Origin of the sequence: Rhodococcus sp. KRD162 (assembly GCF_017168335.1) — a bacterium.
GTDB lineage: Bacteria > Actinomycetota > Actinomycetes > Mycobacteriales > Mycobacteriaceae > Rhodococcoides.
In genome coordinates this window covers 1-26,974 of record NZ_JABFAU010000010.1, presented here as the reverse complement: position 1 = coordinate 26,974, position 26,974 = coordinate 1, and the positions used below count along the sequence as shown (strand labels likewise).

The following is a 26,974-nucleotide window of genomic DNA, read 5'->3' as shown; positions in this document are numbered from 1 at the left end:
ACTCCCCGGGAGAGTGGCCATCGGAATTCGGGGGGAATTCATGTATTCATCGGTTACAGACAATTGCGCGTCGGACGAACTCGTCGCAGTGTTGCTGCACATCGAATCGGTTGTGTCACAATCACGTTCACCGCACTGGACACCCGGTTGGCACGGCGAGAGCGAAGTCGCGTTGCTCGACGCGATCTTCTCCGCACGCGCGCCGTACGGCGGACCTTCGAGCGGGGTCCGCGCGGTGATCGACCGATGGCGGTCCCATCGCGGCGATAACCGACTCGACGACTTGACAACTCTCGCAGAACTGACCTCGGATCCGGATGCGCTCGTCGAGATTCTGTCCAACCGTCAGTTCGTTCCGGGCAACAGTCGAACCAAGGCAGCGGCCGCAGTCGTGGCGGCACAGACGTTGATCTCGGTGGGGTTGAGGTGTTCGAGCGACTTCGAGCAGCACACGAGGGAGCAATTCGACGCGTTTCGTGCGATCCCGGGCCTCGGCGAGACCACCTGGGACTGCATGTTGCTGCACCTCGGCGTACGCACCGACAAGGCGACCGAGCACCTTCGTTCCTTCGTCGCCGACGCGCTCGAACCACTGCACCAGGACCTGGCCACCGACATCGCTACCGACCACGTCCCCGCTCTCCTCGAGGCCGCGGCCGATGCACTGGGCACCGATCTCGCCTCGCTCGAGCATGCGATCTGGCGTTACCAGCACAAGGTGCGCAGGGCCAAGCGGCGTCACTCCGAGGCGGCGCTCCGGTCGGTGGGATGAGTGCGAGAGATCAGCGTTTCCACTCCATCCAGAATGCACTCCAACCCGAACCGGTAGGCATGAACGGGGTCGCTGGCGGCGTCGTACGACGCCGCCGCGGCGGTCCCGACCCGGGACGAGACCGGAAAGCGCTCACGGTCCATCACCCGTTCGATGATCGGCGCAGTGGCCGCCCACCACTGGGCGTCGGTCATGCCCGACTGCTCCTTCACCCGCGCGACGCCGGCGAGGGCACGCGCGGTACCGGAGACATGGGTGAGTACCAGCGTGAGGACGGAGTCGATCTCGATGTCGCTCAGACCGGTGCCGACCAAAGGGCGCAGTTCGGCCTCGTATTTGTCGTTGGTGTGCGGACCCAGCACCGGCCGCGGCCCGTCCGCATCGAGTAGCCACGGATGCCGTTGGTACAGAGCCCAATTGCGCTCGGCTATGAATCGCAGAGCGGGACGCCAACCGCCGGGAACGGAGGACGGCTCGTCGACATGGGAGTAGAGGCCGGCGAGGGATCGGTCGATCATCAGATCCGCCAACTCCTCTCGACCCGGAACGTGGGTGTAGAGCGACATTGCGCCGACCCCGAGGTGCTCGGCCACATTGCGCATAGACACGTGCTCGAGCCCGTGCGCGTCGGCCAGCTCGATGGCGGCGTCGACGATCGCGTCCACGCTCAGCCCTGTTCGACTCGGCTTCGCAGCCACTCGCCACAGCAGCCCGAGCAGGCGCGCTGGGTCGAACGAGTTCTCCTTCTTCGCCACCCGGCGAGCCTAATCGGAGGTCGGTGCGATTCGAAGAACCGCGTCGCACGCACAAGGGGATCGGTTGTAGACTTCACCGGCACGCGCGAGTGGCGGAATTGGCAGACGCGCTGGATTTAGGTTCCAGTGTCTCAGGACGTGGGGGTTCAAGTCCCCCCTCGCGCACGACGGTCGTTCGGACCGGTTTTCACATGCTCCTGGCTCGCTCAGGTCCAGGGTCGACAAGCACCGACACGTGAAGGCGGTTCGAATGCCCGAGGAATCGAACGACGCGATATTTGCCGAAATCTCGAACGAGAGGCGTTCTCTCGCAAGAACTCTCGAGACTCTCACGGCCGAACAGTGGGACACCCCCTCGCTGTGCGAGGCCTGGACGGTCCGCGACATCGCAGCTCACCTGGTAGTGCCCCTGATCGTCCCGCTCTGGCAGTTCGGACTGGCCATGGTGCGTACCCGAGGAAACTTCGACCGAGCCAATCAGCTGATGACCACGCGTGTGCGTCGCAGGCACGGAGATGAACTGCCCGCTTTGCTGGCTGATCACGCAGACAAGAAATTCACCCCGCCGGGTCACGGTCCGCTTGCCCCCTTGTCCGACGTCATCGTGCACGGGCTGGACGTGTGCAGGCCACTCGGAATCGAGCACCACGTTCCCGACGGCCGCATGATCACGATGCTCGACTTCCTGGTGCCCGCGACCGGCGCGGCACCGTTCAAGGGCCCGGAACTTCGACTCCAGTGGCGCGCAACCGATCTGGATTGGAGCCGCGGCGAGGGCCCGGTCATCGAAGGATCGGCCGGCACCCTGGCACTGGTTCTGACCGGACGCAGCAGCGCTCTCGCGGACGTCACCGGTCCCGGTGCCGAGCAACTCGCCGCCGCGCGGGCACACCGTCGTCGAACGTAGAGAATCGGACACCTCATGGCGAGAATCACCGCCGGGCCTGCACACGCGACTACCTTCGGTAGTAGGACCTCCGGTACCGTCGAGGCGTGACCGCGTCCCGCTCGAACCGTCGACCTGTGCTGATAGCGCTGGTCGTGGTGTCCGCCGCAGCGTGTCTCGCCCTCGGCTGGTGGCAGTGGGAACGCTTCGAAGCGGTCGATGGCAACGGCCAGAACCTCGGCTACGCATTCCAATGGCCGCTGTTCGCCGGATTCGTCATCTACGCCTACGTCAAGTTCGTCCGCCTCGAACACGACGATCCAGGCGAGACCACAGCGGCAGACGGCCCCACCGAGGTGCCACTCGACCTCCTCCCCCAGCGCCACGCCCCGGCGGCCGCTGCGGACGAGCTCGACGACCCCGAGGCACGACAATTGCTCGAATACAACAGCTACCTCGCGGAGCTGAACGACACCCGCGGGACCGACAGGAGCAGCACGTGAGTTCGGCACCGGAGAAGACGCAGGCCTCTGCGAACAAGAACCAGAAGATCGCCTCCGCGCTACTGCGCTACCGCATTCTTGCCTACGCCACCGGCATCTGGTTGCTGGTCCTCGTGACCGAGATGGTCGCGAAGTACATATTCAAGGTCGAGAACGTACCGAGCTGGATCGCCGTCGTGCACGGCTGGGTGTACCTCGTCTACCTGGTTCTCACGATCGATCTGGCGATCAAGGTGCGGTGGCCCGCCGGACGTACCATCGGCACGCTGCTGGCCGGCACCATCCCGTTCCTGTCGTTCTACGTCGAGCACAAGCGCACCAAGCAGGTCAAAGCCGAATTCGCAGTCTAGGACCGTCAGCAGCTGATCGGCGATGTGTTCGCCGGGTCGAGAGCATCGAGGACCAGCTGCTGAGCCAACGGATCGTACGAGATTCCGGTGTGCTCGGTGAAGTCTGCCGGGCATAGATCCTGCAGCACGATATTAGTGTTCCCCGCGCCGCTGAGCAGTGACGCCGTGTACGGAACGACGATCTGGTCGTAACGGGTGACGATGGTCGTGTACTCGATGCCTGCGACGGTGTCACTCCCCTCGTTCAAGCGCTCGAGGACGTCGTTGCCCACGGGCGGCCCCGCCGTCGGGTAGTTCGGTGGAGACAACGCGACAATCCGTGCCACCGTGCGATCCCCGCCGAGGAAGCGCGCGTAGTAGCGCGGCACCGTGCCGCCCTTCGAGTGTCCGACGATCGCCACTTTCTCCGCCCCGGTTGCCGCGAGAACGGCATCGACGAACGTCGACAGTTCCTCGGCGCTGTCGGGAATGGGTTCGAGAGCACCGAGAGACTGCACCGGCCCGGTGTTGCCGTAGTCGATGGCGAACACGCAGTACCCGGCGGCGGCCAGCCTCGGCGACAGGGACGCCCAATTGTCGTACGAGTTCTCGAGGAAGCCGTGTACCAGGACTACCGGCTCCGGATGCTCAGCAGTAGGAACACACGAGTAGTCGTTCGACCCCGCTGGTACGACGCCCGGATGGGCGATGGAATAGGCCAATGCCTCGGCAAAGGAACCTGCCTCGGGTGCCGCCGAAGCCGGCGTACCCACCAGAGCGACCGCGGCGGCGACCACAGCAACCGACAGCCGGGTCAGTACTGTGCGCGCCGCCACCTGCTAGCGCCCCGCCAGTTCTTCGAGCGCCGGAACGAGGATGCGCAACGCTCGGCCTCGATGCGAGGCCGCGTCCTTCTCCTCCGGGCTCAGCTGCGCGGCACTGCGGCCGTCTCCTTCGGGAACGAAAATCGGGTCGTAACCGAAACCGTTCTCGCCCACTGCCTCTCGTGCCACGACGCCCCGCCATTCACCACGAACGACCGTCTCGGCCCCGCCTGGAATCACCAAGGCGCACGCCGACACGAATGCTGCTCCGCGGCGCTCGTCGGGAGTATCGCTCAGTTGCGCGAGAACCAAGGCGGTATTGGCCTCGTCACGCCCGTGCATGCCGGACCAGCGCGCCGACAGCACTCCGGGCATCGCGTTGAGCGCATCGATCTCGATTCCCGAATCATCTGCTACACACGGCAATCCGGTTGCAGTAGCTCCGTCTCGGGCTTTGGCGAGCGCATTTTCTTCGAATGTCGCCCCAGTTTCGGGCGCCTCCGGGAACGGCGGCACCTCATCGAGCCCGATCAATTCGATTCCGGCAACTCCGGCGGCATCGAGCACCCGCCGGAGTTCACGTAGCTTCTTCGCGTTCCGGCTCGCGACCAGCAGCTTCGAGTCAGCCACCGAACTTCTTCTTCGACTCCGTAACTGCCGTCTCGGGCAGGTCGCCGGGGTACGGCAATGCCAACGCTTCCTTCTGCACCTCGAACAACTTCTCGATGCCGACGAATGCCGAGTCGAGGAGCTTGTCCAGTGTGGTGCGCGGGAACGTCGCGCCTTCACCGGTGCCCTGGATCTCCACGAGGGTGCCGGTATCGGTGGCGACCACATTCATATCGACCTCAGCGCGAGAATCCTCCTCGTACGGCAGGTCGAGGCGCACGCGGCCGTCGACGACGCCGACGCTGACCGCCGCGATCATGCACGAGATGGGCTGCGGGTCCGCCAGGCGTCCCGCTGCGCGCAGGTAGGTGACGGCGTCGTTGAGCGCCACGAAAGCACCGGTGACGGCTGCAGTTCGGGTACCGCCGTCGGCCTGGAGAACGTCACAGTCGAGCGCGATGGTGTTCTCCCCGATGGCAGCCAGGTCGATGCAGGCTCGCAGTGAACGCCCGACCAAACGGGAAATTTCCTGCGTCCGCCCGCCGACCTTGCCCTTGACGGACTCGCGTCCGCTTCGGGTGTGGGTCGCGGCCGGGAGCATCGCGTACTCGGCGGTGAGCCAACCCAGGCCCGACCCTTTTCGCCAGCGCGGTACGCCTTCCTCGACACTGGCCGTGCACATCACCCTGGTGTTCCCGAATTCGACCAACACCGACCCTGCCGGGTGGCTGGTGAAACCGCGAGTGATCTTGATGTTGCGGAGCTCGTCGTCCGCCCTGCCGTCTTCTCGTCTGGACACGACTCGAAGCCTAGCGCGTCCTCAGACGGTGAAGACGTCCCCCGGAAGAACGGCATGCACGGGTCCGCTGAACTCTGCTTTCGCCTCCGCGATGACGTCCTCGCGAGAAGTCCACGGCGGAATATGGGTGAGCAGCAACTCCCCCACTCCCGCCTCGCGAGCGATTCGACCGGCCTCGGTTCCGGACAGATGAACGCCCTCGGGCCGATCGGGGCTGTCGGTCCACGACGCCTCGCACAAGAACATGTCGGCCCCGTTCGCAAGATCCTGCACCGCCTGACACATTCCCGTGTCACCGCTGTAGGCGAAGGTGCGGCCCGCTGCCGTGGTCACTCGCATGCCGTAGGACTCCGGCGGATGAAACACCTGGCGCGTCAGAATCGACAGTGTTCCGAATTCCACGGTGCGGCCGTCGACCCAACGACGCAGGTCGATGGTGTCGGACATGTCGTCGATCTGCCCGCCGCACTCGGCGGAAGCAACTCCGAGCCGAAACGCGGTGTCCTTCGGGCCGTAGACGACCGCCCGCCCCTCGGGCGGGTTGGGGTGGTAGCGACGCCACACCAGCAGACCCGGGACATCGAGGCAGTGATCGGCATGCAGATGCGAGAGCAGCACGCTGACATCGCCCGGGTCGGCGTAGCGCTGCAATGCCCCGAGAACGCCGGGACCGAAGTCGAGAACGACCGGTGAAGTCTCCTCTTCCTCCAGCAGATAGCCCGACGCGGGTGAACCGGGTCCGGACACACTGCCCGAACATCCCAGGACGGTAATTCGCATGAAAGCCATGCTGCCACGCCGAGCGCGTCACTCGAAACGTTCGGGCAGTATTGGCCGCGCGAGTCGGCGAAATTCACCGCCGCACGCCGCTGTGTCCGCGGTTACTGACGGCTCACAGCGTGGGCCGATCGAGCGACTTGACGCGGGTCCGCTCGGCGCGCGCATCGGCCGACAGCAGCCGAGCGGCGATCACACCGCCCACCGCGCCGAACAGATGGCCCTGCCACGAAATGTTCGGAGCACTCGGAAGAACACCCCACAGGGCACTGCCGTACAGCACGAACACCACCACACCGATCGCCAGTTGCCCCAGCTTGCGGGTGAAGAAACCGCGAACGAGCAGATACGCGATGAACCCGAAGATCAGAATCGACGCACCGACCGTGTTGGTGTGAGCACCGGAGGTCAACCACGTGCCGAAGCCGCCCACCAGCCAGATGATTCCCGTGGCGGCCAGACCGCGCGCCAACCCGGAGAGCAACACCAAGAATCCGAGCACCAGGATCGGCACGGTGTTCGCGATCAGATGCTGCCAGTCGCCGTGCAGCACGGGCGCGAACAGGATGCCCCACAGTCCCTCGACCGAGCGGGGTTCGATTCCATTGCGCTCGAGTCTCGATCCGCTGGCGACATCGATGATTTCGATGATCCACAGCAATGCGGTGAACCCTCCGACGAACATGGCGGCCTGCATCCAGACCGGCCGCTCACGTTCGCCGGGAACCTTGCCGGTCTCGCTCATGATCGCCTCCAACGTCGGTAGCTCCACGGTACCGGCACACGCCGCCTCGGGACGGAGGCGAACAGGCTCGTCAATCCTTGAATGCCGACGGGAAGATCTGCCGGTAAGTCGGTATGCCGGCCACCGAGGTGGCGTCGAGCAGGGCGCGGACGATGGCCCGCTCGACGACGATCGCCGCGGCCTCGGTGACCGCGGCAAGCACCGGTAGTTCCGCCGAGAACGCGGCGGGAACAGAGGCCTCCGCCGGGACGGCTCGCGTGCCTGTCGACACCGCGAAGATCGTGTCACCGTCCAGCGGCGAGTGTGCCGGTCGAATGGCACGGGCCAGACCGTCGTGACCCGCGACGGCGATCCGCTTGCAGGACGCGGCAGACAGCGCGGCATCGGTGGCGACGACACCGATGGTGGTGTTCAGAGCGGTACCTTTGGGTTCGAGCGCCAGGGCCGTCCACACCTCGTGGACATCGGGAGTACGCATGCCGAAGGCTTCGGGTCCGAGGGTGCCGGTGCCCCAGAGCAGTCCGGTGCGCGGATCGAACACGGCACCGACGGGGTTGGCGACCATCAGGGCCGACACCGTGACCCCATCGGCCGGACCGCCCTCGATCACTGTGCTTGCGGTCCCCACGCCGCCTTTGAGCACTCCTGCGCGAGCACCCACGCCTGCTCCCACCGACCCCGTCGCGACATCGGTTGCAGCTGCTGCTGCTGCGAGATAGCCGAACTCCGCCGTCGGGCGCGCGGTCCAATCGCCGACCGGAAGATCGAAGATCACCGCAGCAGGGACGATCGGGACGACGTGATCGGGACCGCCCATGGCGATGCCCTGTCCGTGCTCCTCCAGCCACCGCATGACCCCATCGGCGGCTGCGAGGCCGTACGCGCTGCCCGCGGTCAACACAATTGCGTTGACGTGCTGAACGGAGTGGCTCGGATCGAGCAGATCGGTCTCGCGGGTCCCCGGACCGCCGCCGCGCACATCCACTGCCGCGGTCGCACCACCGAGGGCGCGCACCACGGTGCATCCGGTCGCCGAACCCGACCCCATGACAGCGGTGTCGTCGAGTTCGTGATGGTGCCCCACCAGCAGGCCTGCGACGTCGGTCAGGCAATCCCGCGGTCCGGGATTCGAGAAGGCGGCGGTCGATCCAGCAGCGTTCACGCGCGTGTCCTAAGGGATGAGGACCTGTACGAGTGAATCCTGCATCCAGGTCAGCCAGTGATACACATCGAGATGCGGAGCGCGAGGATCACCCTCGTCGAGAACATCGGGAGTATCCGCGCTGATCCCCAGCGTCGTGCCGAGAGCCAGCCGCACGTCGTTGAGGCCGGTCAACCACGCGTCCGCCTGCTCCTGGGTCAGCACGATCTTGCCACCGGACTCGGGAAGAGTGGCCAGGATCATCGATCCCGCAGCCATTTTCTCGTCGATGATCTCCGGTTCGTGGAGTCCGCGCAGTGCGCCGTTGAGGTCGGTGGGATCCTCGTCGTCGTGGCTGGGGTCGGCGCGGTGGAAGTCCGGCAGCAGCCGTGCCAGTGCGGCGTCCTCGGGCGGACTGTTGTGGCCGGTTCGCAGTCCGGTCAGCGCGGCGAGTTCGTCGGTGGGGGCTGCGGCGGAACGGTCACGCAGCAAGCCGAGAACCGAGCCGACGAGGGAACGGAGCACGGCAGCCTCGCGCGCATCGATCTCGGATTTGATCTTGATTCCGGACAGCGAATTCCGTCTCGTCCACGTACGCACTGTTGCTGGTGTCCTTCTCTGAAGAAGCGGTGGTGAGCTGCTGGCTACTTGTCCTGCTGCATGGTGGCCCACAGGCCTGCCGCGTGCAGCCGTCGAACATCGTTCTCCATCGCGTCGCGCTCGCCGCTCGACACGACGGCCTTGCCCTCGGAGTGCACCTGCATCATCAGCTCGGTGGCCTTGGCCTTGCTGTAACCGAAGAGCTTCTGGAACACGTAGGTCACGTAATGCATCAGGTTGACCGGGTCGTCCCACACGATCGTCACCCAGGGGGTGTCGTGGGCTTCGTCGGCAGCCACGGCCTCGGTCTGCGCCGGAACCGCTTGTGGTGACGCCGCCACCACCTGACCTGCCGAGACGCCGTCCACGGACAGAAGCGATCCATCCACCGTCAACCAAGGCATGGCAACAGGGTACGGCGTATCGGGCCAGCGTCCCACGCTCGCCCCTACGCTCGTAGTGTGGGCGTGGTGAGCAACGACGCGACCACAGATCACGGCACTTCCGGCGACACCCCCAGCACCGCGCTGCTGACCGATCAGTACGAGTACACGATGCTGTCGGCTGCGCTGGCCAGCAGCTACGCCGATCGCATGTGCAGCTTCGAGGTGTTCGCACGGAGGCTGCCAGGAGGCCGCAGGTACGGCGTCCTGGCAGGCACCGGCCGGATACTCGACGCGATAGCCCGCTTCCGATTCGGCCCGGACGAGCTGCGAGTGGTGTCCGAGTTCCTCGACGCCGATACCGTCGAGTGGCTCCGCAACTACCGCTTCACCGGCGATGTCGACGGTTATCGCGAGGGCGAGCTGTACTTCCCCGGATCCCCGGTGCTGACCGTCCGCGGCACCTTCGCCGAGTGCGTCGTTCTGGAAACCCTGGTGCTGTCCATTCTCAATCACGACAGTGCGATCGCGTCCGCGGCAGCACGGATGGTGGCGTCCGCAAAGCCCCGGTCGATCATCGAGATGGGGTCGCGTCGCACCCACGAGGAAGCAGCGGTGGCCGCCTCTCGGGCGGCGTATCTCGCGGGCTTCACCGCGACGTCCAACCTCGAGGCGGTCCGTAGACACGGCGTCCCGGGAGCGGGAACCTCGGCCCACTCCTTCACGCTGCTGCACACCACCGCCGACGGCCCGGACGAACGGGCCGCGTTCGCAGCGCAGGTACGTGCGCTCGGGGTGGGCACCACCCTGCTCGTCGACACCTACGACATCACCCAGGGCGTTGCGAACGCCATCGAGGTGGCCGGGCCAGGACTCGGCGGGGTGCGCATCGACTCCGGCGACCTCGGTGTGCTCGCGCGCCAGGTTCGCGACCAGCTGGACGCGCTGGGGGCGACCGAGACGAAAATCGTCGTGTCAGGAGATCTCGACGAGTACGCCATCGCGGCACTGCGCGCGGAGCCGGTCGATTCCTACGGTGTCGGGACGTCCCTGGTCACCGGGTCTGGTGCACCGACGGCAGGGATGGTCTACAAGCTGGTCACCGTCGACGGAATTCCGGTGGCCAAGCGCAGCAGTCACAAAGAGTCTCGTGGTGGCACCAAAGCGGCGCTACGCACCGCCCGCCCCACCGGCACCGCGGTCGAAGAGATAGTGCACCCCTTCGGCGCTCCCCCTACCGTCGACGGCGATCTGACGGCCGAGACGTTGACCACGCCGCTGATTCGCGGGGGCGAGGCAGTTGCCGACCTCCCGACGCTGGCCGACGGTCGCGACCTCCTTGCTCGACGCCTCGTCAGCCTGCCGTGGGAGGGCCTGAAGCTCTCTCAGGGCGAACCGGCGATACCCACCCGCTTCGTGGAGGGGTAGCGGCGGTGTCGGTGCCGAGCCCGGCGGGCCATCGGCAGTAGTCTGCTTCGGTGCCGTCGAAGACCGAGTTACCTACTGTTCCCGCGCTCCTGCAGGTTGCGGTGCACTCGCTCGGCGGCAAGGAACGTAGCAATCAGCTGACGATGGCCTCGGCGGTGGCGCATTCGATCGATACCGGCGAGCACCTCGCTGTGCAGGCAGGCACGGGCACCGGCAAGTCGCTCGCCTACCTCGTGCCGAGCATTCGGCACGCGGTCGAATCGGGGAAGACCGTCATCGTCTCCACGGCCACCATCGCGTTGCAGCGGCAGTTGGTCGACCGCGATCTGCCACGCTTGTCCGATGCGTTGACCGAGGCCCTCGGCCGTCGGCCGAAGTTCGCGATCCTCAAGGGCCGCAACAACTATTTGTGCATGAACAAGATTCATACCGGCGCAGCGCAGGAAGCGCCGGACGCCGAATTGTTCGATCCGTTCGCCGTGTCGCGGATGGGACGCGAGGTGGTGCGACTGACGAAGTGGTCGTCCGAGACCGAGACCGGTGACCGCGACGACGTGGTGCCCGGCGTGAGCGATCAGGCCTGGCGTCAGGTCAGCGTCACGGCCCGCGAATGCCTGGGCAAGTCGCGGTGCCCCGTCGGCGAGGATTGCTTCGCCGAGCGCGCCCGCACCGAGGCCGCACAGGTCGACGTCGTGGTGACCAACCATGCCCTGCTCGCAATCGACGCGATCACCGGAATCCAGATCTTGCCCGAGCACGACGTCGTTGTCGTCGACGAAGCTCACGAACTGGTCGATCGAGTGACCGGAGTTGCCACGGAGGAGCTTTCGGCTGCCACCGTCACAGCTGCGGCGCGGCGCAGCGCCAAACTGATCGAAGAGGAGACCGTCGACCAACTCGAAGGCGCCGCCGAGAACTGGGCCGCGATCCTCGACGATCTGCCGCCGAGCCGATGGCAGTCTCTGCCCGACGGCGTCGGGCCCGCGCTCGCGTCCATCCGCGACGCCGCGTGGGCGGTGCGCACCGCAATCGGTCCGAACAAGCAGGGGATGGCCGCCAGCGACCCCGAGGCCGCCGCGGCTCGCAGCGCCGCACTCGTCGCGGTCGACGAGGTACACGACAGCGCGGTCCGCGTTCTGACGGCCTTCGACGAACCCGATCCGGCCAAACGCAAGGACGTCGTATGGCATGCCGTCGACGACTTCCGCGGCAACGTCAAACGCACCGTCCGCATCGCGCCTCTGTCGGTAGGCGGTCTACTGAGAGCGCGGCTGTTCGCCGAATCCACCGTGGTACTCACCTCCGCGACGCTGACCGTCGGTGGATCGTTCGACGGGTTGGCTGTCAATTGGGGTCTGCCTGCCGAGAAGCCCTCCCGCAGCGATACTGCGATGGCCTCCGGCGTCGAGCCGCCGTCCGACAGCGGATCGATTCGCTGGAACTCGCTCGACGTCGGATCGCCGTTCGATCACGCCCGGGCGGGGATCATGTACATCGCCAAGCATCTCGCAGCGCCGGGACGCGACGGCCTGTCTGCGTCGTACCTCGACGAGATCGAGTCTTTGGTCGGTGCTGCGGGAGGCCGCACGCTCGGGCTCTTCTCGTCCATGCGCGCCGCCAAGGCGGCGGCGGAGGAAATGCGAGAGCGCCTCGACACGCCGATTCTGTGTCAGGGCGAGGACTCCACCGGCGCACTGGTGCAGAAGTTCGCGGACGACGAGGCCACCTCGCTCTTCGGGACGTTGTCGCTGTGGCAGGGCGTCGATGTGCCCGGTCCGTCGCTGAGTTTGGTGATTTTGGATCGAATCCCGTTCCCCCGGCCGGACGACCCACTGCTCGTCGCCCGGCAGCAGGCCGTCGAATCCCGTGGCGGCAACGGGTTTCTCGCGGTCGCTGCCAACCACGCGGCCCTGTTGTTAGCGCAGGGCGTGGGCCGGTTGCTCCGCAGCGTCGACGACAAGGGGGTTGTCGCCGTGCTCGATTCACGCCTCGCCACTGCGCGCTACGGCGGATACCTGCGTGCCTCGCTGCCGCCGTTCTGGGAGACCTCGGATCCGGACGTGGTCCGCAAAGCACTCACCCGTCTCGCAGGAAAGTAGCGAGACGTACTACGGGGTCGCTACCAGACCAAGCTCTGCGTCCGAGGCGAGGCCGGCGTGATGGGGTAACACTCGCACCGTGTAGCCGACTGCGCCGCTGTGCGGTAGCCGCGTCTTTCCGGAGTAGACGTGCTCGCCGCCCTCCGTTCCCACGTGCGCCATGGCCGTCGCCGCGATATCGGTGAGGTTCTCCTCGTCGTCGGCGCGGCCCACCACCGCCTGCACCACGACGTCCTCCGCGGCCAGGCCGCCCAGGTCGACGTGTGCGCGCAGCACCAGCTCCGCACCGATCACCGGCGTGTCCGGTAGGCCTTCGCTGTCGACTCGGGTCACTTTCACTGCGCCCCATGCTTGTTCGACACGACGACGGAAGGACGCCACGTCCGCGGCACCTCGGTGACCGTCGGCCGCCGACGAGCGCGCGGACACAGCGGCGGGTGCGTAGTAGCCGAGCGTGTAGTCCTGAACCATCCTCGATGCCAGCACCTCGGGACCGAGTTTTTCGAGGGTGTGCCGCACCATCTCGATCCAGCGACTGGGCACACCGTCCTCACCGCGGTCGTAGAACTTGGGCAGCACTGCCTGCTCGAGCAACTCGTAGAGTGCCGCTGCTTCGAGATCGTCGCGGCGATTGTCATCGGTCACGCCGTCGGCCGTGGGTATCGCCCACCCGTTGTCGCCGTCGTACATCTCGTCCCACCACCCGTCGCGGATCGACAGGTTCAAGCCTCCGTTGAGAGCCGACTTCATCCCCGAGGTGCCGCAGGCTTCGAGCGGTCGCAACGGATTGTTCAGCCACACGTCGCACCCCCAGTACAAGAAGCGCGCCATGGACATGTCGTAATCGGGCAAGAATACGATGCGATGCCGAACCTCGGCCTGGTCGGCGAATCTGACGATCTGCTGAATGAGCGCCTTCCCACCGTCGTCGGCGGGATGGGATTTTCCTGCGACCACCAGCTGCACCGGACGTTCCGGGTCCAGCAACATGGCCCGAAGACGCTCGGGTTCGCGCAGCATCAGGGTCAGTCGCTTGTACGTCGGTACTCGTCGCGCAAATCCGACGGTCAGCACGTTCGGGTCGAATACATTTGCGGTCCAACTGATCTCGGCTTCGGTCGAGCCACGTTCGAGGGCGGAGCGCCGCACTCGACGCCGCACCTCGTCCACCAGTTGCGCGCGCAGGGCATTGCGAGTGGACCACACCTGATCCGAGGTCATCGGCCCGCCGCCCCGTTCACTGTCGGCCCACTGCCGAGCAGCCCACGTGGGCGCATGCACTCCATTGGTCACCGAACCGATCGGCACCTCGCAGGCGTCGAATCCCTGCCACAGGTCGTTGAACATCTCCCGGCTGACGATGCCGTGCAGTTTCGATACCCCGTTGGCCCGTTGTCCCAGGCGCAACCCCATGTGCGCCATGTTGAACACCGAGGCGTCGCTCTCGCTGCCGAGTTCGAGAACTCGGTCCATCGGTAGCCCCGGCAGCAATGCGGAGTCCGAGCCGCCGTCGGGGCTGCCGAAGTAGTGCCGCACGAGGTCGGCGGGAAATCGGTCGATTCCGGCAGGGACGGGAGTGTGTGTGGTGAAGACGGTGCCCGCTCGCACCGCGGCCAGTGCCGAGTCGAAGTCCAATGCTCCCGCGGTGACCAGCTCTCGAATGCGTTCGAGTCCGAGGAAGCCCGCGTGGCCCTCGTTCATGTGGAACACCTCGGGATCGGGCAATCCGTGCGCGTGGGTGTAGGCACGGATCGCTCGCACGCCGCCGACACCGGCGAGAATCTCCTGCTTGATCCTGTGGTCTTGGTCGCCGCCGTACAACCTGTCGGTCACCCCACGCAATTCCGGGTCGTTGTCGGCGATGTCGGAGTCGAGCAACAGCAGCGGCACCCGTCCCACCTGGGCGATCCAGACCCGAGCCCGAAGCACCCGAGATCCCGGCATCGACACGTGTATCAGCACCGGCGAATCCGCGTCGTCGGTGAGCAACCTCAGCGGTAGACCGTGCGGATCGAGGGACGGGTAGCGCTCGGCCTGCCAACCGTCCGCTGTCAAGGACTGCCGAAAATAACCCGAGCGATACAGCAACCCGACGCCGATCAACGGCAATCCCAGGTCCGAAGCGGCCTTGAGGTGGTCGCCGGCCAGGATGCCGAGTCCGCCGGAGTAGTTCGGCAACACTTCGGTGACGCCGAACTCCATCGAGAAATACCCGATGCCCGACGGCAAGGCCCGCCCCGCGGACAACTCGTTCTGGTACCACAGCGGGCGCGCGAGGTAGTCGTGCAAGTCCGTCTCGGCCGCATCCAACTCGTCGAGAAACCGATCGTCGGCTGCGAGTTCCTCCAGCCTCGCCGGCGCGACGGCTCCGAGCACGGCCACCGGATCGCGTTCGAGTTCGGTCCACAACAGCGGATCGATGTGCTCGAACAGGTCCTGCGTCGACGGGTGCCACGACCACCTGAGGTTTGTCGAGAGCTCGGCGAGGGCATTCAGGCGGGCGGGAAGGTGGGCTCGGACGGTGAATCGGCGCAAAGCTTTCACAGGATCGAACACTACCCACGGACACCTGTGCCGATGGGCGGCTCGACGAAATCTGCTCCGCGGGGCCGGTCGTGGGCAGTATCGGTCGGCGCACGCGCCATCTGCGCGGCTGCATTACGGTTGACGAGTAGAAGCACACCAGTATCGGTTCGATCAGAGGTTGCGCCCGCGCAGCCAGACCTCTAGCGAAGAATGGAGTGTGAAGTGACAGGTCGACTTGGTATCGACAATGTCCTTCCAGATACGACGACTGGAAAGTACCCCGCGAAAGCGGTGGTGGGCGAGACTTTTCCGGTCTCCGCCGATGTCTGGCGCGAAGGTCATGACGCAGTCGCGGCAACGCTGTCGGTGCGCGGACCGGGAGGCAAGCTCGAACGAATCCCGATGACGCCCGGCCGCGAGCCGGACTCGTTCGACGCCGTGTTCGTCCCGTCTCGGCCGGGCTACTGGATTTGCCGTATCGAAGCGTGGAGCGATCCGATCAGCACGTGGCGTCATGCCGTGGAAGCAAAACTGGGTGTTGGTCAGAGTGCGCACGAGCTCGCGAACGATCTCGAGATCGGGGCGCGCCTGTTTCTGCGAGCTGCCACCGGCGTTCCTGCCGAGAGCAGGCAGATGCTGGCCGACGTGGCCGGTGCACTGCGCGACACCGATCGTCCGCTGCCGGCCCGGGTCTCCTCGGCGTTCGCACCGTCGGTCGCCGAATTGTTGTTCGTCCATCCACTGCGCGAGCTGGTGACCCGATCACGGGCGGTCAACATCTGGGTTGACCGCACTCGCGCGCTCAACGGGGCCTGGTACGAGTTCTTCCCTCGGTCGACGGGCGGGTGGAACGAGGACGGCTCACCACGGCACGGCACGTTCACCACTTCGATCGAGCAGCTTCCTCGTATTGCCCGCATGGGATTCGACATCGTCTACCTCCCACCCATTCACCCGATCGGCACCATCAACCGCAAGGGTCCGAACAACACGTTGACTCCAGGACCCGAGGACGTCGGTTCACCGTGGGCGATCGGATCGAAGGACGGCGGCCACGACGCCATCCATCCCGAGTTGGGAACCGAGGCCGATTTTCGCGGGTTCGTCGATGCCGCACGCGAGCACGGCCTCGAGGTCGCGCTCGACCTCGCCCTGCAGGCAGCGCCCGACCATCCATGGGCTGCAACGCATCCCGAGTGGTTCACGGTTCTACCCGACGGCACGATCGCGTACGCCGAGAATCCACCGAAGAAGTACCAGGACATCTATCCGGTCAACTTCGACAACGACCGACGCGGCATCTACGAGGAAGTCCTCCGCGTGGTCCGGTATTGGATCTCGCTGGGAGTCGACGTCTTCAGAGTGGACAACCCGCACACCAAGCCACCGGACTTCTGGGAATGGCTGATCGCCGAGGTCAAGAAAACCGACCCGGACGTGCTTTTCCTTGCCGAGGCGTTCACGAGGCCGGCGCGCATGTACGGTCTGGCGCAGCGCGGTTTCACCCAGTCGTACACGTATTTCACCTGGCGGACGGCCAAGTGGGAGCTGACCGAGTTCGCCGAGGAGCACGCCCGGCGTGCCGACGATGCGCGACCCAACCTGTTCGTCAACACCCCGGACATCCTGCACGAGAGTCTGCAGCACGGCGGACCCGGAATGTTCGCTCTACGAGCAGCTCTGGCGGCAACCATGTCACCGACGTGGGGTGTCTACTCGGGCTACGAGCTGTTCGAGCACCAGGCGGTGCGTGAAGGCAGCGAGGAGTACCTGGACTCGGAGAAGTATCAGTTGCGGCCACGTGACTTCGAGGGCGCGCGTGCTCGAGGAGAATCACTCGAGCCCTGGATCACCACGCTGAACGCGATCCGGCGGGCGCACCCGGCGTTGCAGCAACTGCGCAACATCCACTTCCACAACATCGACAACGACGCGCTGATCGCCTACTCGAAGTTCGATCCGCAGACCGGTGACTCGATTCTGGTGGTGATCAACCTCAACCCGTTCGGAGCCGAGGAAGGCACCATTCACCTGGACATGCCTGCGCTCGGCCACGATTGGCAGGACACCCTCACCATCAAGGACGAAGTGAGCGGGACCCACTACGACTGGGGCCACACCAATTTCGTCCGGCTCGAGCCCTGGACATCGGTGGCGCACATCTTCGCCCTCCCCCACATCCCGTACCCGGCACGAATCGAACTGGCCTACCGCGGCAACCGAAAGTGAGTGGATTCAACGTGACCGAGAATCCGTCGACGCCGAAAGACACCGTCGCAGCCCCGTCCGAGAACGATCTCGAACTCATCGGTGCGGGCCGCCACTACAACCCGCATTCCGTACTCGGTGCCCATCCGGTGCCCGGCGGCACCGCGATCCGCGCCCTCAAACCCGACGCCGAGAAGGTCCTCGCTCGAGTCGGCGGCGTCGACTACGAGTTGACTCACGTTGCGCACGGGCTCTTCTCTGCCGAGATTCCGGTCGAGGACCTGATCGACTACCGCCTGGTCGTCACCTGGCCCGGTGGGCACGTCTCCGAGTCCGCCGACGGCTACCGGTTCCTGCCCACTCTCGGCGAACTCGATCTGCACCTGTTCGGCGAGGGCAGGCACGAGAGACTGTGGGACATCCTCGGCGCACATCAGCAGTCGTACGCGACGCCGGACGGTCCGGTGACCGGCACATCGTTCGCGGTGTGGGCACCGGCGGCGAAGGGCGTCACGCTCGTGGGCGACTTCGACGGCTGGACCGGCCGGAGCTGGCCGATGCGCGTCCTGGGTTCGACCGGCGTGTGGGAGCTGTTCGTGCCCGACATCGCGCCGGGTGCGCTCTACAAATTCCGCGTTCACGGCGCAGACGGTTCGGTCAAGGACAAGGCCGACCCGATGGCCTTCGCCACCGAGGTACCGCCGTCCACCGCATCGGTGGTCACTGCGTCGTCGTACACCTGGAACGACGAGAAGTGGCTCGATACCAGGGCTGGAATCGAGCCGACGCAGGCTCCGATGAGCGTGTACGAGGTCCACCTCGCGTCCTGGCGACCGGGCCTGGGATACCGGGAGCTCGCCGAGCAGCTCGCCGAATACGTCACCGAGACCGGCTTCACCCACGTGGAGCTGCTTCCGGTTGCCGAGCATCCGTTCGGCGGATCCTGGGGTTACCAGGTGACCTCCTACTACGCACCGACATCGCGATTCGGCAGCCCCGACGACTTCCGCTACTTCGTCGACCATCTCCACAGTGCCGGGGTTGGCGTCATCGTCGACTGGGTGCCCGCCCATTTCCCCAAGGACGAGTGGGCCCTCGCTCGCTTCGACGGCGGCCCGCTCTACGAGCACGGCGACCCGCAACGCGGCGAACAACTCGACTGGGGCACTCTGGTGTTCGACTTCGGACGCCGCGAGGTCCGGAACTTCCTTGTCGCGAACGCGCTGTACTGGATCGACGAGTTCCACATCGACGGGCTCCGCGTCGACGCCGTGGCCTCGATGCTGTACCTCGATTACTCCCGCCCCGAGGGCGGCTGGTCGCCGAACATCTACGGTGGCCGAGAGAATCTCGAGGCCGTCGCTTTTCTCCAGGAGATGAACGCGACGGTGCACAAGAAGCACCGCGGCGTCGTCACCGTCGCCGAGGAGTCCACGGCATGGCCCGGTGTCACCCGCCCCACCAACGTCGGCGGGCTCGGCTTCAACATGAAGTGGAACATGGGCTGGATGCACGACACTCTCGGATTCCTCGGGCGTGATCCGATCCATCGCAGCTACCACCACCACGAGATCACGTTCTCTCTCGTCTACGCATGGAGTGAGAACTACCTGCTCCCGATCAGCCATGACGAGGTGGTGCACGGCAAGGGAACGCTGTGGACTCGGATGCCCGGTGACGACTACGCCAAGGCCGCAGGGTTGCGCGGGATGCTCGCCTACATGTGGGCCCACCCGGGCAAGCAGCTGCTGTTCATGGGCCAGGAGTTCGGGCAGACCCGAGAGTGGTCGGAGGAACGCGGCCTCGACTGGTCCCAGATCGACGACGAGCCCCTGCACCGCGGCGTCAAATCCCTTGTTGCCGATCTCAATACGACGTACCGCTCGCATCCGGCTCTGTGGACACTCGACACCTCGCCCAGTGGATACTCCTGGATCGACGCCAACGACACCGAGAACAACGTGTTGAGCTTTCTTCGGTACGGCTCCGACGGTTCGGTCATCGCGTGTATTTTCAACTTCTCTGGTTCCGAGCACGGCAGCTATCGTGTGGGACTACCGGAACCCGGCCGTTGGATCGAGATCCTCAACACCGATGCGACAGAGTACGGCGGCGCCGGGATGGGCAACCTCGGTGAAGTGACGGCAACATCGCACTCGTGGCACGGACGACCTGCTTCCAGCCAGGTCGTACTTCCTGCCAACGGGGCGATCTGGATAAAACTGGAGCGATAGATGAGTGGCGGCCGCATACCCCGACTACTGGCCGCGGCCGCCACAGCCGGATTACTCCTGCTTTCCTCATGCGCACAGACCGTCGGCGGCACTGCGGTGTCGATCTACGAGAACCCGTTCACCGTCGCCGGACTTCCGGTCACCAGCGGACCGAGTGGGCCCCGTCCTGGTATCCCCGATTCGACGATCACCGTGGAGAATGCCGAGGGCACCTACTCCGATCTCCTCGCCACCAATGCGATCGACGACCTCGAACAATTCTGGGCCGAGCAGTACCCCCTCATCTTCAAGGGCTCGTTCACGCCGATCTCGACCTTGATCTCCTGGGACGCATCCCAGGACGAGGGATCGGGCATCAGGTTCTGCGGCGATCGGACCGGCGGCATCCCCAACGCCGCGTACTGCACCCGCGATGATTCGATCGGGTGGGACCGCACCATCCTGCTCCCGGCACTGGTCGACGCATTCGGACCGATGTCGGTGGTGATGGTCATCGCCCACGAATACGGCCACGCTATTCAGCATCAATCGGGACTCGTCGGTGACGACACCCCGACGATCGTGGCCGAGCAACAGGCCGACTGCTTCGCCGGCGCGTTCATCCGGCACGTCGCAGAGGACGACGCGCCCCACTTCACCATCAACACCTCGGACGGCCTCAACGGCGTTCTCGCCGCGACCGTTGCAGTGCGCGATGTCGATCCCAACGATCCGGAATCGGTACACGGCTCGGCTTTCGAGCGGGTCACCGCCGTGCAGATCGGCTTCACCGACGGTGCGGGGGCCTGCACCGGAATCGACGAGGACGAGATCGATGCGCGTCGAGCATCGTTGCCGCAGAAGTTCAGCGACCCCGACGACTCCGGCGAGCTTCCGGTCACCGAGGACTCCCTTGATGCGTTCACCCGATCATTCGAGACGGTGCTGCCCGTGGCCGATCCGCCGATCGTCGACTACTCGGGCGCAGACCTCGGGTGCGCCGATGCCAAAGCCACCGCGCCGGTCTCGTACTGCCCGTCGAGCAACACCATCGGCGTCGACGTGGCGGACCTCGCCGAGCAGGGAATGCCCGAGACCCCGCAGCGCGGAGACATCCTGCCGCTCAACGTCTCCGGCGACTACAGCGCCTACGTGCTCTTCGCTTCGCGCTACACGCTCGCGGTGCAGAAGGAAGCAGGCCAGACGCTCGACGATCCGCAGGCCGCCCTACGCTCGGCCTGCCTGTCCGGAGTGATCACCTCGGCGATGAGCGTCGAGAGCGGAACCACCGACCTCGAGGTCTGGCTCTCCCCCGGCGATCTGGACGAAGCCGTATCAGGCCTGCTCAGCGACGGCCTCGCCGCCAGCGACGTCAACGGTACGACGCTGCCGTCGGGATTCTCCCGAGTCGATGCATTCCGTTCGGGAGTGCTCGGCGGCAAACAACGGTGCGACGCCCGCTACAGCTGAGCCCCATGTCAGTACAGGGCGGACGCGAGCTTGCGCCGCGCGGAGACCACCAGCGGATCGGCCGAGTCGAACAACTCGAACAACTCGAGCAGACGAGTGCGCAGCGCAGTTCGGTCGTCGCCTGCGCTGATCTTGATTCCGTCGATCAGACGAGCGAAGGCCTGCTCCGGTTGCTGAGCAGCCATCTCGGCGTCCGCTGCATCGATCCGGGCCTGTACGTTTCCGGCATCGGCGTCGGCGAGTGCAATCGCGTCCGGTGCCAGGTTCTGCACACGTGCGAGGAACTTGACCTGGCGCAATGCGGCGACGGCCTCGGTGTTCTTCGGCTCGGCGTCGATGATCGCCTGGTAGGCAGCTTCTGCCTTGTCGAAGTCACCCTCGTCGATGGCTTCTTCGGCTGCAACGATCCTCGGATCCTCGACCTCGGGTTCCGGTTCTGCGGCAGCCGCCCCGGGTGGGCCGGTGAGCTTGCCTGCAGTCGCCTGCTCGACAGCCTGCAGCCACTGACGCAACTGCTCATCGGACTGCGTGCCTTGGAAATCCGCCAGCGGCTGGCCGGCCGCAACGGCAACCACCGTCGGAATGGCCTGTACGCCGAACGCCTGCGCGATCTGAGGATTGGAGTCCACGTCGACCCGCGCGAGCACCCACGTACCCGCAGCCTCCACAGCCAGCTGTCCGAGCTGACGCGTCAACGCCTGGGACTGAGGCGACCGGGCAGAACCCAGGTCCACGATCACCGGAACCTGAGTCGATCGCTGCAGAACCTCGGCTTCGAACGTTGCTGCGCTGACGTCGACGATCGGGGCCAATTCTCCGGTATCGCCGCCCGATTCGGCCTGTGAAGCAGGTGCCGGCCGGTCCTTGAGAACCGATAGGTCGACAGCACCGGCAATGGAGGCGGGAACGGCAGAGGGGCGGACGGGAGGACGGGAACCGGGTCGAGTCACGCCCTACAGTTTGTCACTAACGCGATACGTCATCCACTGGCGGGCGGCGCTGTAGGTCACGACAGAACCTTCGCCCCGGCTGCGGAGCCTCTCGTGCTCAGCTCCGCAAGACGACCCGTGCGCGCTGCCCAGATCTCGAAGACCACCGTGCCGAACGGGGGGAATGCCGCGACGAGCGCCAGCAGGATTGCCTTGACGTCCCACTTCAGCTTCACCGCGGTCAGTACCGCTACAGCCAGGTACACGAGGAACACGGCACCGTGGATGGGGCCGAAAATCTTCACCCCGATCTCGTTGCCGTCGGCCGGGAAGTATTTGAACGCCATTCCGATCAGCAGTCCGAGCCAGGTGAAGGCTTCCAGGACGGCGATGAAACGGAAGCGCTTGGCCGTGCTGCTCAGGTCGAAGAAGTTGGTCATGCCCGCTATTGTGCCCGGTTTGCTACGACAGAACGTAGTGGCTCTGGTCTCAGTTCCTCTCCAGAGCCACTACGAGTCCTATTGCTTCGGTACTCGAACGATGAGGGCGTCGCCCTGTCCACCGCCACCGCACAGTGCGGCTGCGCCGACTCCGCCGCCGCGTCGCTGCAGCTCGAGGGCCAGATGCAGCGCGATTCGAGCTCCCGACATACCGAGGGGATGACCGATCGAGATCGCGCCACCGTTGACGTTGACGATTTCCGGATCGATGCCGAGCTCACGCGTCGACGCCATTCCAACTGCGGCGAACGCCTCGTTGATCTCGACGACGTCGAGGTCCTTCGGGTCGATGCCGTCCTTCTCGCACGCCTTGGCGATGGCGCGGGCCGGCTGCGACTGCAGTGTCGAATCGGGACCGGCGACCACTCCGTGGGCACCGATCTCGGCGAGCCAGGTCAGTCCCAGAGACTCTGCCTTCTCCTTGCTCATCACCACGACGGCGGCGGCACCATCGGAAATCTGTGATGCGGATCCGGCGGTGACGGTACCGGCCTTGTCGAACGCGGGGCGGAGCTTGCCGAGGGAGTCGACCGTGGTGTCGGCGCGGATTCCTTCGTCGGCGGTGAACTGGATCGGCTCACCCTTGCGCTGTGGAATCGATACCGGGACCACCTCGTTGTCGAAGACGCCGTTCTTCCAGGCTGCGGCTGCCTTCTGGTGCGACGCGGCGGCGAAGGTGTCCTGCTCCTCGCGGCTGATGACCTCGGTGTTCTGATTGCGCTGCTCGGTCAGCGCTCCCATGGCCTGATCGGTGAAGATGTCGTAGAGGCCGTCGTAGGCGAGGTGATCACGCATCGTGACGTCGCCGTACTTGAATCCCGCACGCGACTTCTCGAGCATGTGCGGAGCCTGGGTCATCGACTCCTGCCCACCGGCGACGATGATCTCGAACTCTCCTGCCCGGATCAGCTGGTCGGCCAGCGCAATGGCATCGACGCCGGACAGGCACACCTTGTTGATCGTCAGCGCAGGCACACTCATCGGAATGCCTGCCGCAACGGCCGCCTGTCGGGCCGGGATCTGGCCGGCTCCAGCGGTGAGAACCTGACCCATGATGACGTAATCGATCTGATCCGGTGCCACACCCGACTTGTCGAGTGCACCTTTGATGGCGATACCACCGAGGTCGGATCCCGAGAAGTCCTTGAGCGCGCCCGAAAAGCGTCCGACAGGCGTGCGAGCGCCGGCAACGATGACTGTTGTGGTCACGATTTCCTCCGAGAGTGTGAAGACGGCCTTGTCGAGATCAACGTTCTGACGCCCCGAACCGGTACCGACCGGGCGGTGCACCGAAACGCAGCTGGCACTAACGTCATGGCTATGACCTCCAGCACGCAGTCTTACACGGGAGCTCCGCTCCGCTCCGACCTGGTGACGGCTATCGACCATGTCGGTATCGCGGTGCCGGATCTCGATGCTGCCATCGCCTGGTACACCGACCACCTCGGCATGGTTGCAGTACACGAGGAGATCAACGAGGAACAGGGTGTTCGCGAGGCGATGCTGTCCTTCCCCGGAGCCAACGAACAGTCTGCTGCCCTGCAGTTGCTCGCGCCGATCGACGAGTCGTCCACGATCGCCAAGTTCATCGGTCGCAACGGACCGGGTCTGCAGCAGCTTGCGTACCGCGTCACCGATATCGACGAGATCTCGACCGAGTTGCGCGCCCGCGGTGTCCGGTTGCTGTACGACGCACCGCGCCGCGGCACCGCCGATTCTCGGATCAACTTCGTCCATCCCAAGGACGCAGGCGGAGTCCTGATCGAACTGGTCGAACCCCACCACAAAGGTCACTGATCGATCTCGGTGAATCGACGGTATGGCCCTCTACTTGACTCACCGGTAAATTGTCGGCCATGGCCATCGATCATGAGCGCGCACCTACCGTGCAACTTCCCTTTTCCATCGTCCGGAAGGGGTTCGATCGCGACGAAGTAACCAATTACTTCGAACGATTCGACGCCGAGCTCCGCCTGACCACCGCCGACCGCGATGCGGCCGCTGCTCAGGCTCGTGATCTGGCCAAACAACTCGACGACGCACGCGACGAGATCGACGAACTGCGTAAAGACATCGATCGGCTGTCGGTTCCGCCCACCACTGCGGAGGGAATGAGCGACCGCATTTCGCGCATGCTGCGCCTGGCCTCGGACGAGGCCTCCGAGGTACGTGCGAAGGCACACTCGGAGTCCGAGGAAATGATTTCGGTTGCGCAGCAAGAAAGTGCGCGACTGCGTGGTCGGCACGAGTCGTTGGTTGCAGAGCTCGAGGAACGTCGAACGGCTCTCGAGACCGAGCACGAGCAGACCATGGCTCAGGCACGCACCGAAGCAGCCCGCGTCGTCGAGGCCGCGCAGGCCGAACGCGACAAGCTGGCGGCGGAGTCCGAGGCCAAGCGCACCCAGGTCCAGGAGGACTTCGAGATCACGATGGCCGAGCGCCGCACCAAGGTGCTCTCTGCGCTCGAAGAGCTCGAGGCGTCGAGCAAGGCCGACGCGGCCCGCCGTATCGAGGAGGCGACGACCGAGGCTGCTCGGCGGCTTCAGTCCGCCAGCGAGCAGGCAGAACGACGCATCGCCCATTCCAAGGAACTGGCCGAGGAGCTGCGGGTGCTGCGCAGTCGAGTTCTCGCGCAGCTGCTCGGTATCCGTGGCCAGCTCGACTCGGTTCCGGCCATGCTGGCTTCGGTCAACCGAGAAAGCGAACTGCTCGACAATCCGGACCCGACCGCGATCCTGAAGAAGGAAGAGGAGAAGGCGGCAGAAAAAGCCGAGAAAGAGAAGGCGACGGAGAAGGAGTCCGCCGACTCCGCGTCCTGAGATATCGCCCGACGCGAGGACTCCCCGCTAAGACCACCTGCGGGTGAGGCCTCGCGTGTTTCGGCCGGACCAACAGCCGGTGTGCCAGTGCCGACGATTGTCTGCTCCGCCGAAGTCGTCCGAGGGCCACGCGACAACGTGTGCGACCCCGGGCCGCACCTCGTGATCGCAGCCGGGGCACCGATACGTCTTGACAGCCTTGGCCCCCGGAATCATTCGCGTGGTGTACGTGTCCCCGTCCGGTCCGATCTCGGTCCGGTTGCCGCCCAAGACCGAGTCGGCAGCGGGACCGACATCATTGTGGCCGCTCCGATTCGCTTTGCGGGGCAGATTACGACGAGGCACCCGTCCAGTGTAGAGAACGCGTCGACCACCTTCAGTGGAGCCCGCGGAGACGACCGGGTAGTGCCGAGAGTCGTCAGAACAACCGGAACTCGGTGCTGTCGGTTCCTCGTAGGACGTCGTAGTCGAGTGTGAGACAACGAATGCCACGATCGGTGGCCAGGGTCTTCGCCTGCGGCTTGATGACTTGGGCGGCAAAGACTCCGCTGACCGGTGCCAGCAACGGGTCTCGGTTGAGCAACTCGAGGTACCGCGTCAACTGCTCGACGCCGTCGATCTCACCACGTCGCTTGATCTCGACGGCCACGGTTCCGCCATCTGCGTTGCGGCACAGCAGGTCTACCGGTCCGATTGCGGTCATGTACTCCCGGCGCACGAGCGTGTACCCCTCACCGAGGGTACTGACGTGCTCGGCCAACAACTCTTGAAGATGGGCCTCGACACCGTCTTTCACCAGACCCGGATCGATGCCGAGCTCGTGACTGGAATCGAGCTCGACCTCGTCGATGGAGATTCTGAGTTCCTCTCCCGCCTTGTTGGTGACAACCCAGTTGATCGTCTCGTCCTCGGTGGTCTCGACCATCCAGCAGGGCGGAGACATCCAATTGAGTGGCTTGTATGCCCGGTCGTCTGCGTGCACGCTGACCGATCCGTCGGACTTGACCAGAAGCAAGCGACGCGCGGACGGTAGATGTGCGGTGAGGCGGCCGATGTAATCGACTTGGCAACGAGCAATAACTAGACGCACTCGACCACCTTAAGCCAGGTGCCCCGTTAGTCTGTGACGACCATGCCGCAATTGAGACGATCTGCCGCTCCCCTGGGTTCCCGACTGCTCGGCGACACCTCCGAGTCGCCACGTCGACGACGGATCCGAATTCAGCTGCTGCTGACCGTCTTCCTGGTCCTGTCCAACCTGGTCGGCGCTGTGATCGTGGGCGTTCTGATCAGCGTCGTCGTTCCAGGTCCTGACGTCCTGGACATGGATCGTTATTGGTGGGTCAATTTCATCGTCGTCCCGGTGTACGTCTTTCTCGCGTTCCTCGTCGGCGTCGTCTGGGGCACCACGGGTGCGCTGAGCAGCTTGCGGTGGGGCATCGAGGACCGCCGACCCACCCGATCCGAGCAGGTTGCGACTCTTGCAATGCCGTGGCGCCTGACCCGCATGCAGATAGCGCTGTGGATCGGCGCGTTGATCCTGTTGACCACGATCGACGGCATCATCGACCCTCAGGCGATCCCCAAGGTCGCGTTCACGATCGCCGCCGGCGGCACGGTCGTCTGCGCGTTCAGCTACCTGCTCAGCGAGTTCGCGCT

26 protein-coding genes, 1 tRNA gene and 1 pseudogene are annotated in these 26,974 nt (G+C 65.2%); 13 read left to right on the top strand and 15 right to left on the bottom strand.

Translation table 11 applies throughout. From position 1 onward, the window contains the following. Nucleotides 1–40: 40 nt before the first annotated feature. Nucleotides 41–772: a hypothetical protein gene (locus J1M87_RS14205; RefSeq protein WP_206490049.1), complete on the top strand. Its 732-nt coding sequence runs from the start codon at nt 41–43 to the stop codon at nt 770–772. On the opposite strand, the gene J1M87_RS14200 is transcribed toward J1M87_RS14205, so the two are convergent. Then, the gene (locus J1M87_RS14200) at nt 739–1,527 is read right to left on the bottom strand and encodes a TetR/AcrR family transcriptional regulator (RefSeq protein WP_206490048.1); all 789 of its coding nucleotides are present in this window, start codon (nt 1,525–1,527) and stop codon (nt 739–741) included. The genes J1M87_RS14205 and J1M87_RS14200 overlap by 34 nt on opposite strands. Before the next feature lie 83 nt (nt 1,528–1,610). Here J1M87_RS14200 and J1M87_RS14195 point away from each other — a divergent pair. The 4 genes from J1M87_RS14195 to J1M87_RS14180 all read left to right on the top strand — a co-directional run bounded on the left by J1M87_RS14195 (nt 1,611) and on the right by J1M87_RS14180 (nt 3,266). Then, nucleotides 1,611–1,692, top strand: a tRNA-Leu gene (locus tag J1M87_RS14195). Nucleotides 1,693–1,777: 85 nt separating this feature from the next. Further along, nucleotides 1,778–2,434: a maleylpyruvate isomerase family mycothiol-dependent enzyme gene (locus tag J1M87_RS14190; protein ID WP_206490047.1), complete on the top strand. Its 657-nt coding sequence runs from the start codon at nt 1,778–1,780 to the stop codon at nt 2,432–2,434. Nucleotides 2,435–2,520: 86 nt separating this feature from the next. Further along, entirely contained in the window at nt 2,521–2,916 is a 396-nt protein-coding gene (locus J1M87_RS14185; RefSeq protein WP_206490046.1) for a transcriptional regulator, read from the top strand. After that, a complete protein-coding gene (locus J1M87_RS14180) occupies nt 2,913–3,266 on the top strand; it encodes a DUF3817 domain-containing protein (RefSeq protein ID WP_206490045.1) in 354 nt (117 codons plus the stop codon). Before J1M87_RS14185 ends, J1M87_RS14180 begins: the two co-directional genes overlap by 4 nt. 5 nt (nt 3,267–3,271) lie before the next feature. Here J1M87_RS14180 and J1M87_RS14175 read toward each other — a convergent pair whose 3' ends face one another. The 8 genes from J1M87_RS14175 to clpS all read right to left on the bottom strand — a co-directional run bounded on the left by J1M87_RS14175 (nt 3,272) and on the right by clpS (nt 9,081). Next, nucleotides 3,272–4,081 (bottom strand): triacylglycerol lipase, encoded by an 810-nt coding sequence (locus tag J1M87_RS14175; protein ID WP_206490044.1) that lies wholly within the window; start codon nt 4,079–4,081, stop codon nt 3,272–3,274. 3 nt (nt 4,082–4,084) lie between these two features. Further along, a complete protein-coding gene (gene rdgB / locus J1M87_RS14170) occupies nt 4,085–4,699 on the bottom strand; it encodes an RdgB/HAM1 family non-canonical purine NTP pyrophosphatase (protein ID WP_206490043.1) in 615 nt (204 codons plus the stop codon). Then, nucleotides 4,692–5,477 (bottom strand): ribonuclease PH, encoded by a 786-nt coding sequence (rph, locus tag J1M87_RS14165; protein ID WP_206490042.1) that lies wholly within the window; start codon nt 5,475–5,477, stop codon nt 4,692–4,694. The genes rdgB and rph overlap by 8 nt, the downstream gene beginning before the upstream one ends. A 21-nt stretch (nt 5,478–5,498) precedes the next feature. Further along, on the bottom strand, nt 5,499–6,257 hold the full coding sequence (locus tag J1M87_RS14160) for a cyclic nucleotide-degrading phosphodiesterase (RefSeq protein ID WP_206490041.1): 759 nt from the start codon (nt 6,255–6,257) through the stop codon (nt 5,499–5,501). 112 nt (nt 6,258–6,369) lie between these two features. Continuing rightward, nucleotides 6,370–6,951 carry a rhomboid family intramembrane serine protease gene (locus J1M87_RS14155; protein WP_374222388.1) on the bottom strand — a complete coding sequence of 194 codons (582 nt, stop codon included), beginning with the start codon at nt 6,949–6,951 and terminating at the stop codon, nt 6,370–6,372. 118 nt (nt 6,952–7,069) lie between these two features. Further along, on the bottom strand, nt 7,070–8,161 hold the full coding sequence (locus tag J1M87_RS14150) for a P1 family peptidase (RefSeq protein ID WP_206490039.1): 1,092 nt from the start codon (nt 8,159–8,161) through the stop codon (nt 7,070–7,072). A gap of 9 nt (nt 8,162–8,170) precedes the next feature. Then, nucleotides 8,171–8,740 (bottom strand): DUF2017 domain-containing protein, encoded by a 570-nt coding sequence (locus J1M87_RS14145; protein WP_206490038.1) that lies wholly within the window; start codon nt 8,738–8,740, stop codon nt 8,171–8,173. Nucleotides 8,741–8,784: 44 nt separating this feature from the next. After that, nucleotides 8,785–9,081 carry an ATP-dependent Clp protease adapter ClpS gene (clpS, locus tag J1M87_RS14140; protein WP_206490082.1) on the bottom strand — a complete coding sequence of 99 codons (297 nt, stop codon included), beginning with the start codon at nt 9,079–9,081 and terminating at the stop codon, nt 8,785–8,787. A 120-nt stretch (nt 9,082–9,201) separates the two neighbouring features. Here clpS and J1M87_RS14135 point away from each other — a divergent pair, with 120 nt between their 5' ends. After that, nucleotides 9,202–10,551 carry a nicotinate phosphoribosyltransferase gene (locus J1M87_RS14135; protein WP_206490037.1) on the top strand — a complete coding sequence of 450 codons (1,350 nt, stop codon included), beginning with the start codon at nt 9,202–9,204 and terminating at the stop codon, nt 10,549–10,551. 50 nt (nt 10,552–10,601) lie between these two features. Beyond that, nucleotides 10,602–12,650 (top strand): ATP-dependent DNA helicase, encoded by a 2,049-nt coding sequence (locus J1M87_RS14130; RefSeq protein WP_206490036.1) that lies wholly within the window; start codon nt 10,602–10,604, stop codon nt 12,648–12,650. Nucleotides 12,651–12,659: 9 nt separating this feature from the next. On the opposite strand, the gene glgP is transcribed toward J1M87_RS14130, so the two are convergent. Then, the gene (gene glgP, locus J1M87_RS14125) at nt 12,660–15,194 is read right to left on the bottom strand and encodes an alpha-glucan family phosphorylase (protein ID WP_206490035.1); all 2,535 of its coding nucleotides are present in this window, start codon (nt 15,192–15,194) and stop codon (nt 12,660–12,662) included. Nucleotides 15,195–15,398: 204 nt separating this feature from the next. Between glgP and J1M87_RS14120 the strand changes: the two genes are divergently transcribed. The 3 genes from J1M87_RS14120 to J1M87_RS14110 are packed head-to-tail and all read left to right on the top strand — an operon-like array spanning nt 15,399 to nt 21,067. Next, complete coding sequence (locus tag J1M87_RS14120; protein WP_206490034.1) at nt 15,399–17,405, top strand: alpha-1,4-glucan--maltose-1-phosphate maltosyltransferase; 2,007 nt, start codon at nt 15,399–15,401, stop codon at nt 17,403–17,405. An 11-nt stretch (nt 17,406–17,416) separates the two neighbouring features. Next, the gene (gene glgB, locus J1M87_RS14115; RefSeq protein ID WP_206490033.1) at nt 17,417–19,618 is read left to right on the top strand and encodes a 1,4-alpha-glucan branching protein GlgB; all 2,202 of its coding nucleotides are present in this window, start codon (nt 17,417–17,419) and stop codon (nt 19,616–19,618) included. Further along, nucleotides 19,619–21,067, top strand: coding sequence for a metallopeptidase (locus J1M87_RS14110; protein ID WP_206490032.1), 1,449 nt, complete (start codon nt 19,619–19,621; stop codon nt 21,065–21,067). An 8-nt stretch (nt 21,068–21,075) separates the two neighbouring features. Here the strand turns inward: J1M87_RS14110 and J1M87_RS14105 are convergent, their stop codons facing one another. From J1M87_RS14105 to J1M87_RS14095, 3 genes are all read right to left on the bottom strand, one after another. Beyond that, entirely contained in the window at nt 21,076–21,963 is an 888-nt protein-coding gene (locus J1M87_RS14105; protein ID WP_206490081.1) for a tetratricopeptide repeat protein, read from the bottom strand. Nucleotides 21,964–22,073: 110 nt separating this feature from the next. Further along, nucleotides 22,074–22,445, bottom strand: coding sequence for a DUF3817 domain-containing protein (locus tag J1M87_RS14100; protein ID WP_206490080.1), 372 nt, complete (start codon nt 22,443–22,445; stop codon nt 22,074–22,076). A 69-nt stretch (nt 22,446–22,514) separates the two neighbouring features. Further along, a complete protein-coding gene (locus tag J1M87_RS14095; RefSeq protein WP_206490031.1) occupies nt 22,515–23,705 on the bottom strand; it encodes an acetyl-CoA C-acetyltransferase in 1,191 nt (396 codons plus the stop codon). 105 nt (nt 23,706–23,810) lie between these two features. On the opposite strand from J1M87_RS14095, the gene mce reads away from it, so the two are divergent. After that, the gene (gene mce / locus J1M87_RS14090; RefSeq protein ID WP_374222387.1) at nt 23,811–24,293 is read left to right on the top strand and encodes a methylmalonyl-CoA epimerase; all 483 of its coding nucleotides are present in this window, start codon (nt 23,811–23,813) and stop codon (nt 24,291–24,293) included. 59 nt (nt 24,294–24,352) lie between these two features. Next, a complete protein-coding gene (locus J1M87_RS14085) occupies nt 24,353–25,315 on the top strand; it encodes a hypothetical protein (RefSeq protein WP_206490029.1) in 963 nt (320 codons plus the stop codon). Nucleotides 25,316–25,342: 27 nt separating this feature from the next. Here the strand turns inward: J1M87_RS14085 and J1M87_RS28665 are convergent, their stop codons facing one another. Together J1M87_RS28665 and nucS are read right to left on the bottom strand one after the other, a co-directional pair. Further along, nucleotides 25,343–25,660: an ATP/GTP-binding protein gene (locus tag J1M87_RS28665; protein WP_374222386.1), complete on the bottom strand. Its 318-nt coding sequence runs from the start codon at nt 25,658–25,660 to the stop codon at nt 25,343–25,345. A gap of 73 nt (nt 25,661–25,733) precedes the next feature. Then, entirely contained in the window at nt 25,734–26,405 is a 672-nt protein-coding gene (gene nucS / locus J1M87_RS14080) for an endonuclease NucS (RefSeq protein WP_206490028.1), read from the bottom strand. 42 nt (nt 26,406–26,447) lie between these two features. On the opposite strand from nucS, the pseudogene J1M87_RS14075 reads away from it, so the two are divergent. Next, nucleotides 26,448–26,974, top strand: a pseudogene (locus J1M87_RS14075) (hypothetical protein); the annotation flags it as partial.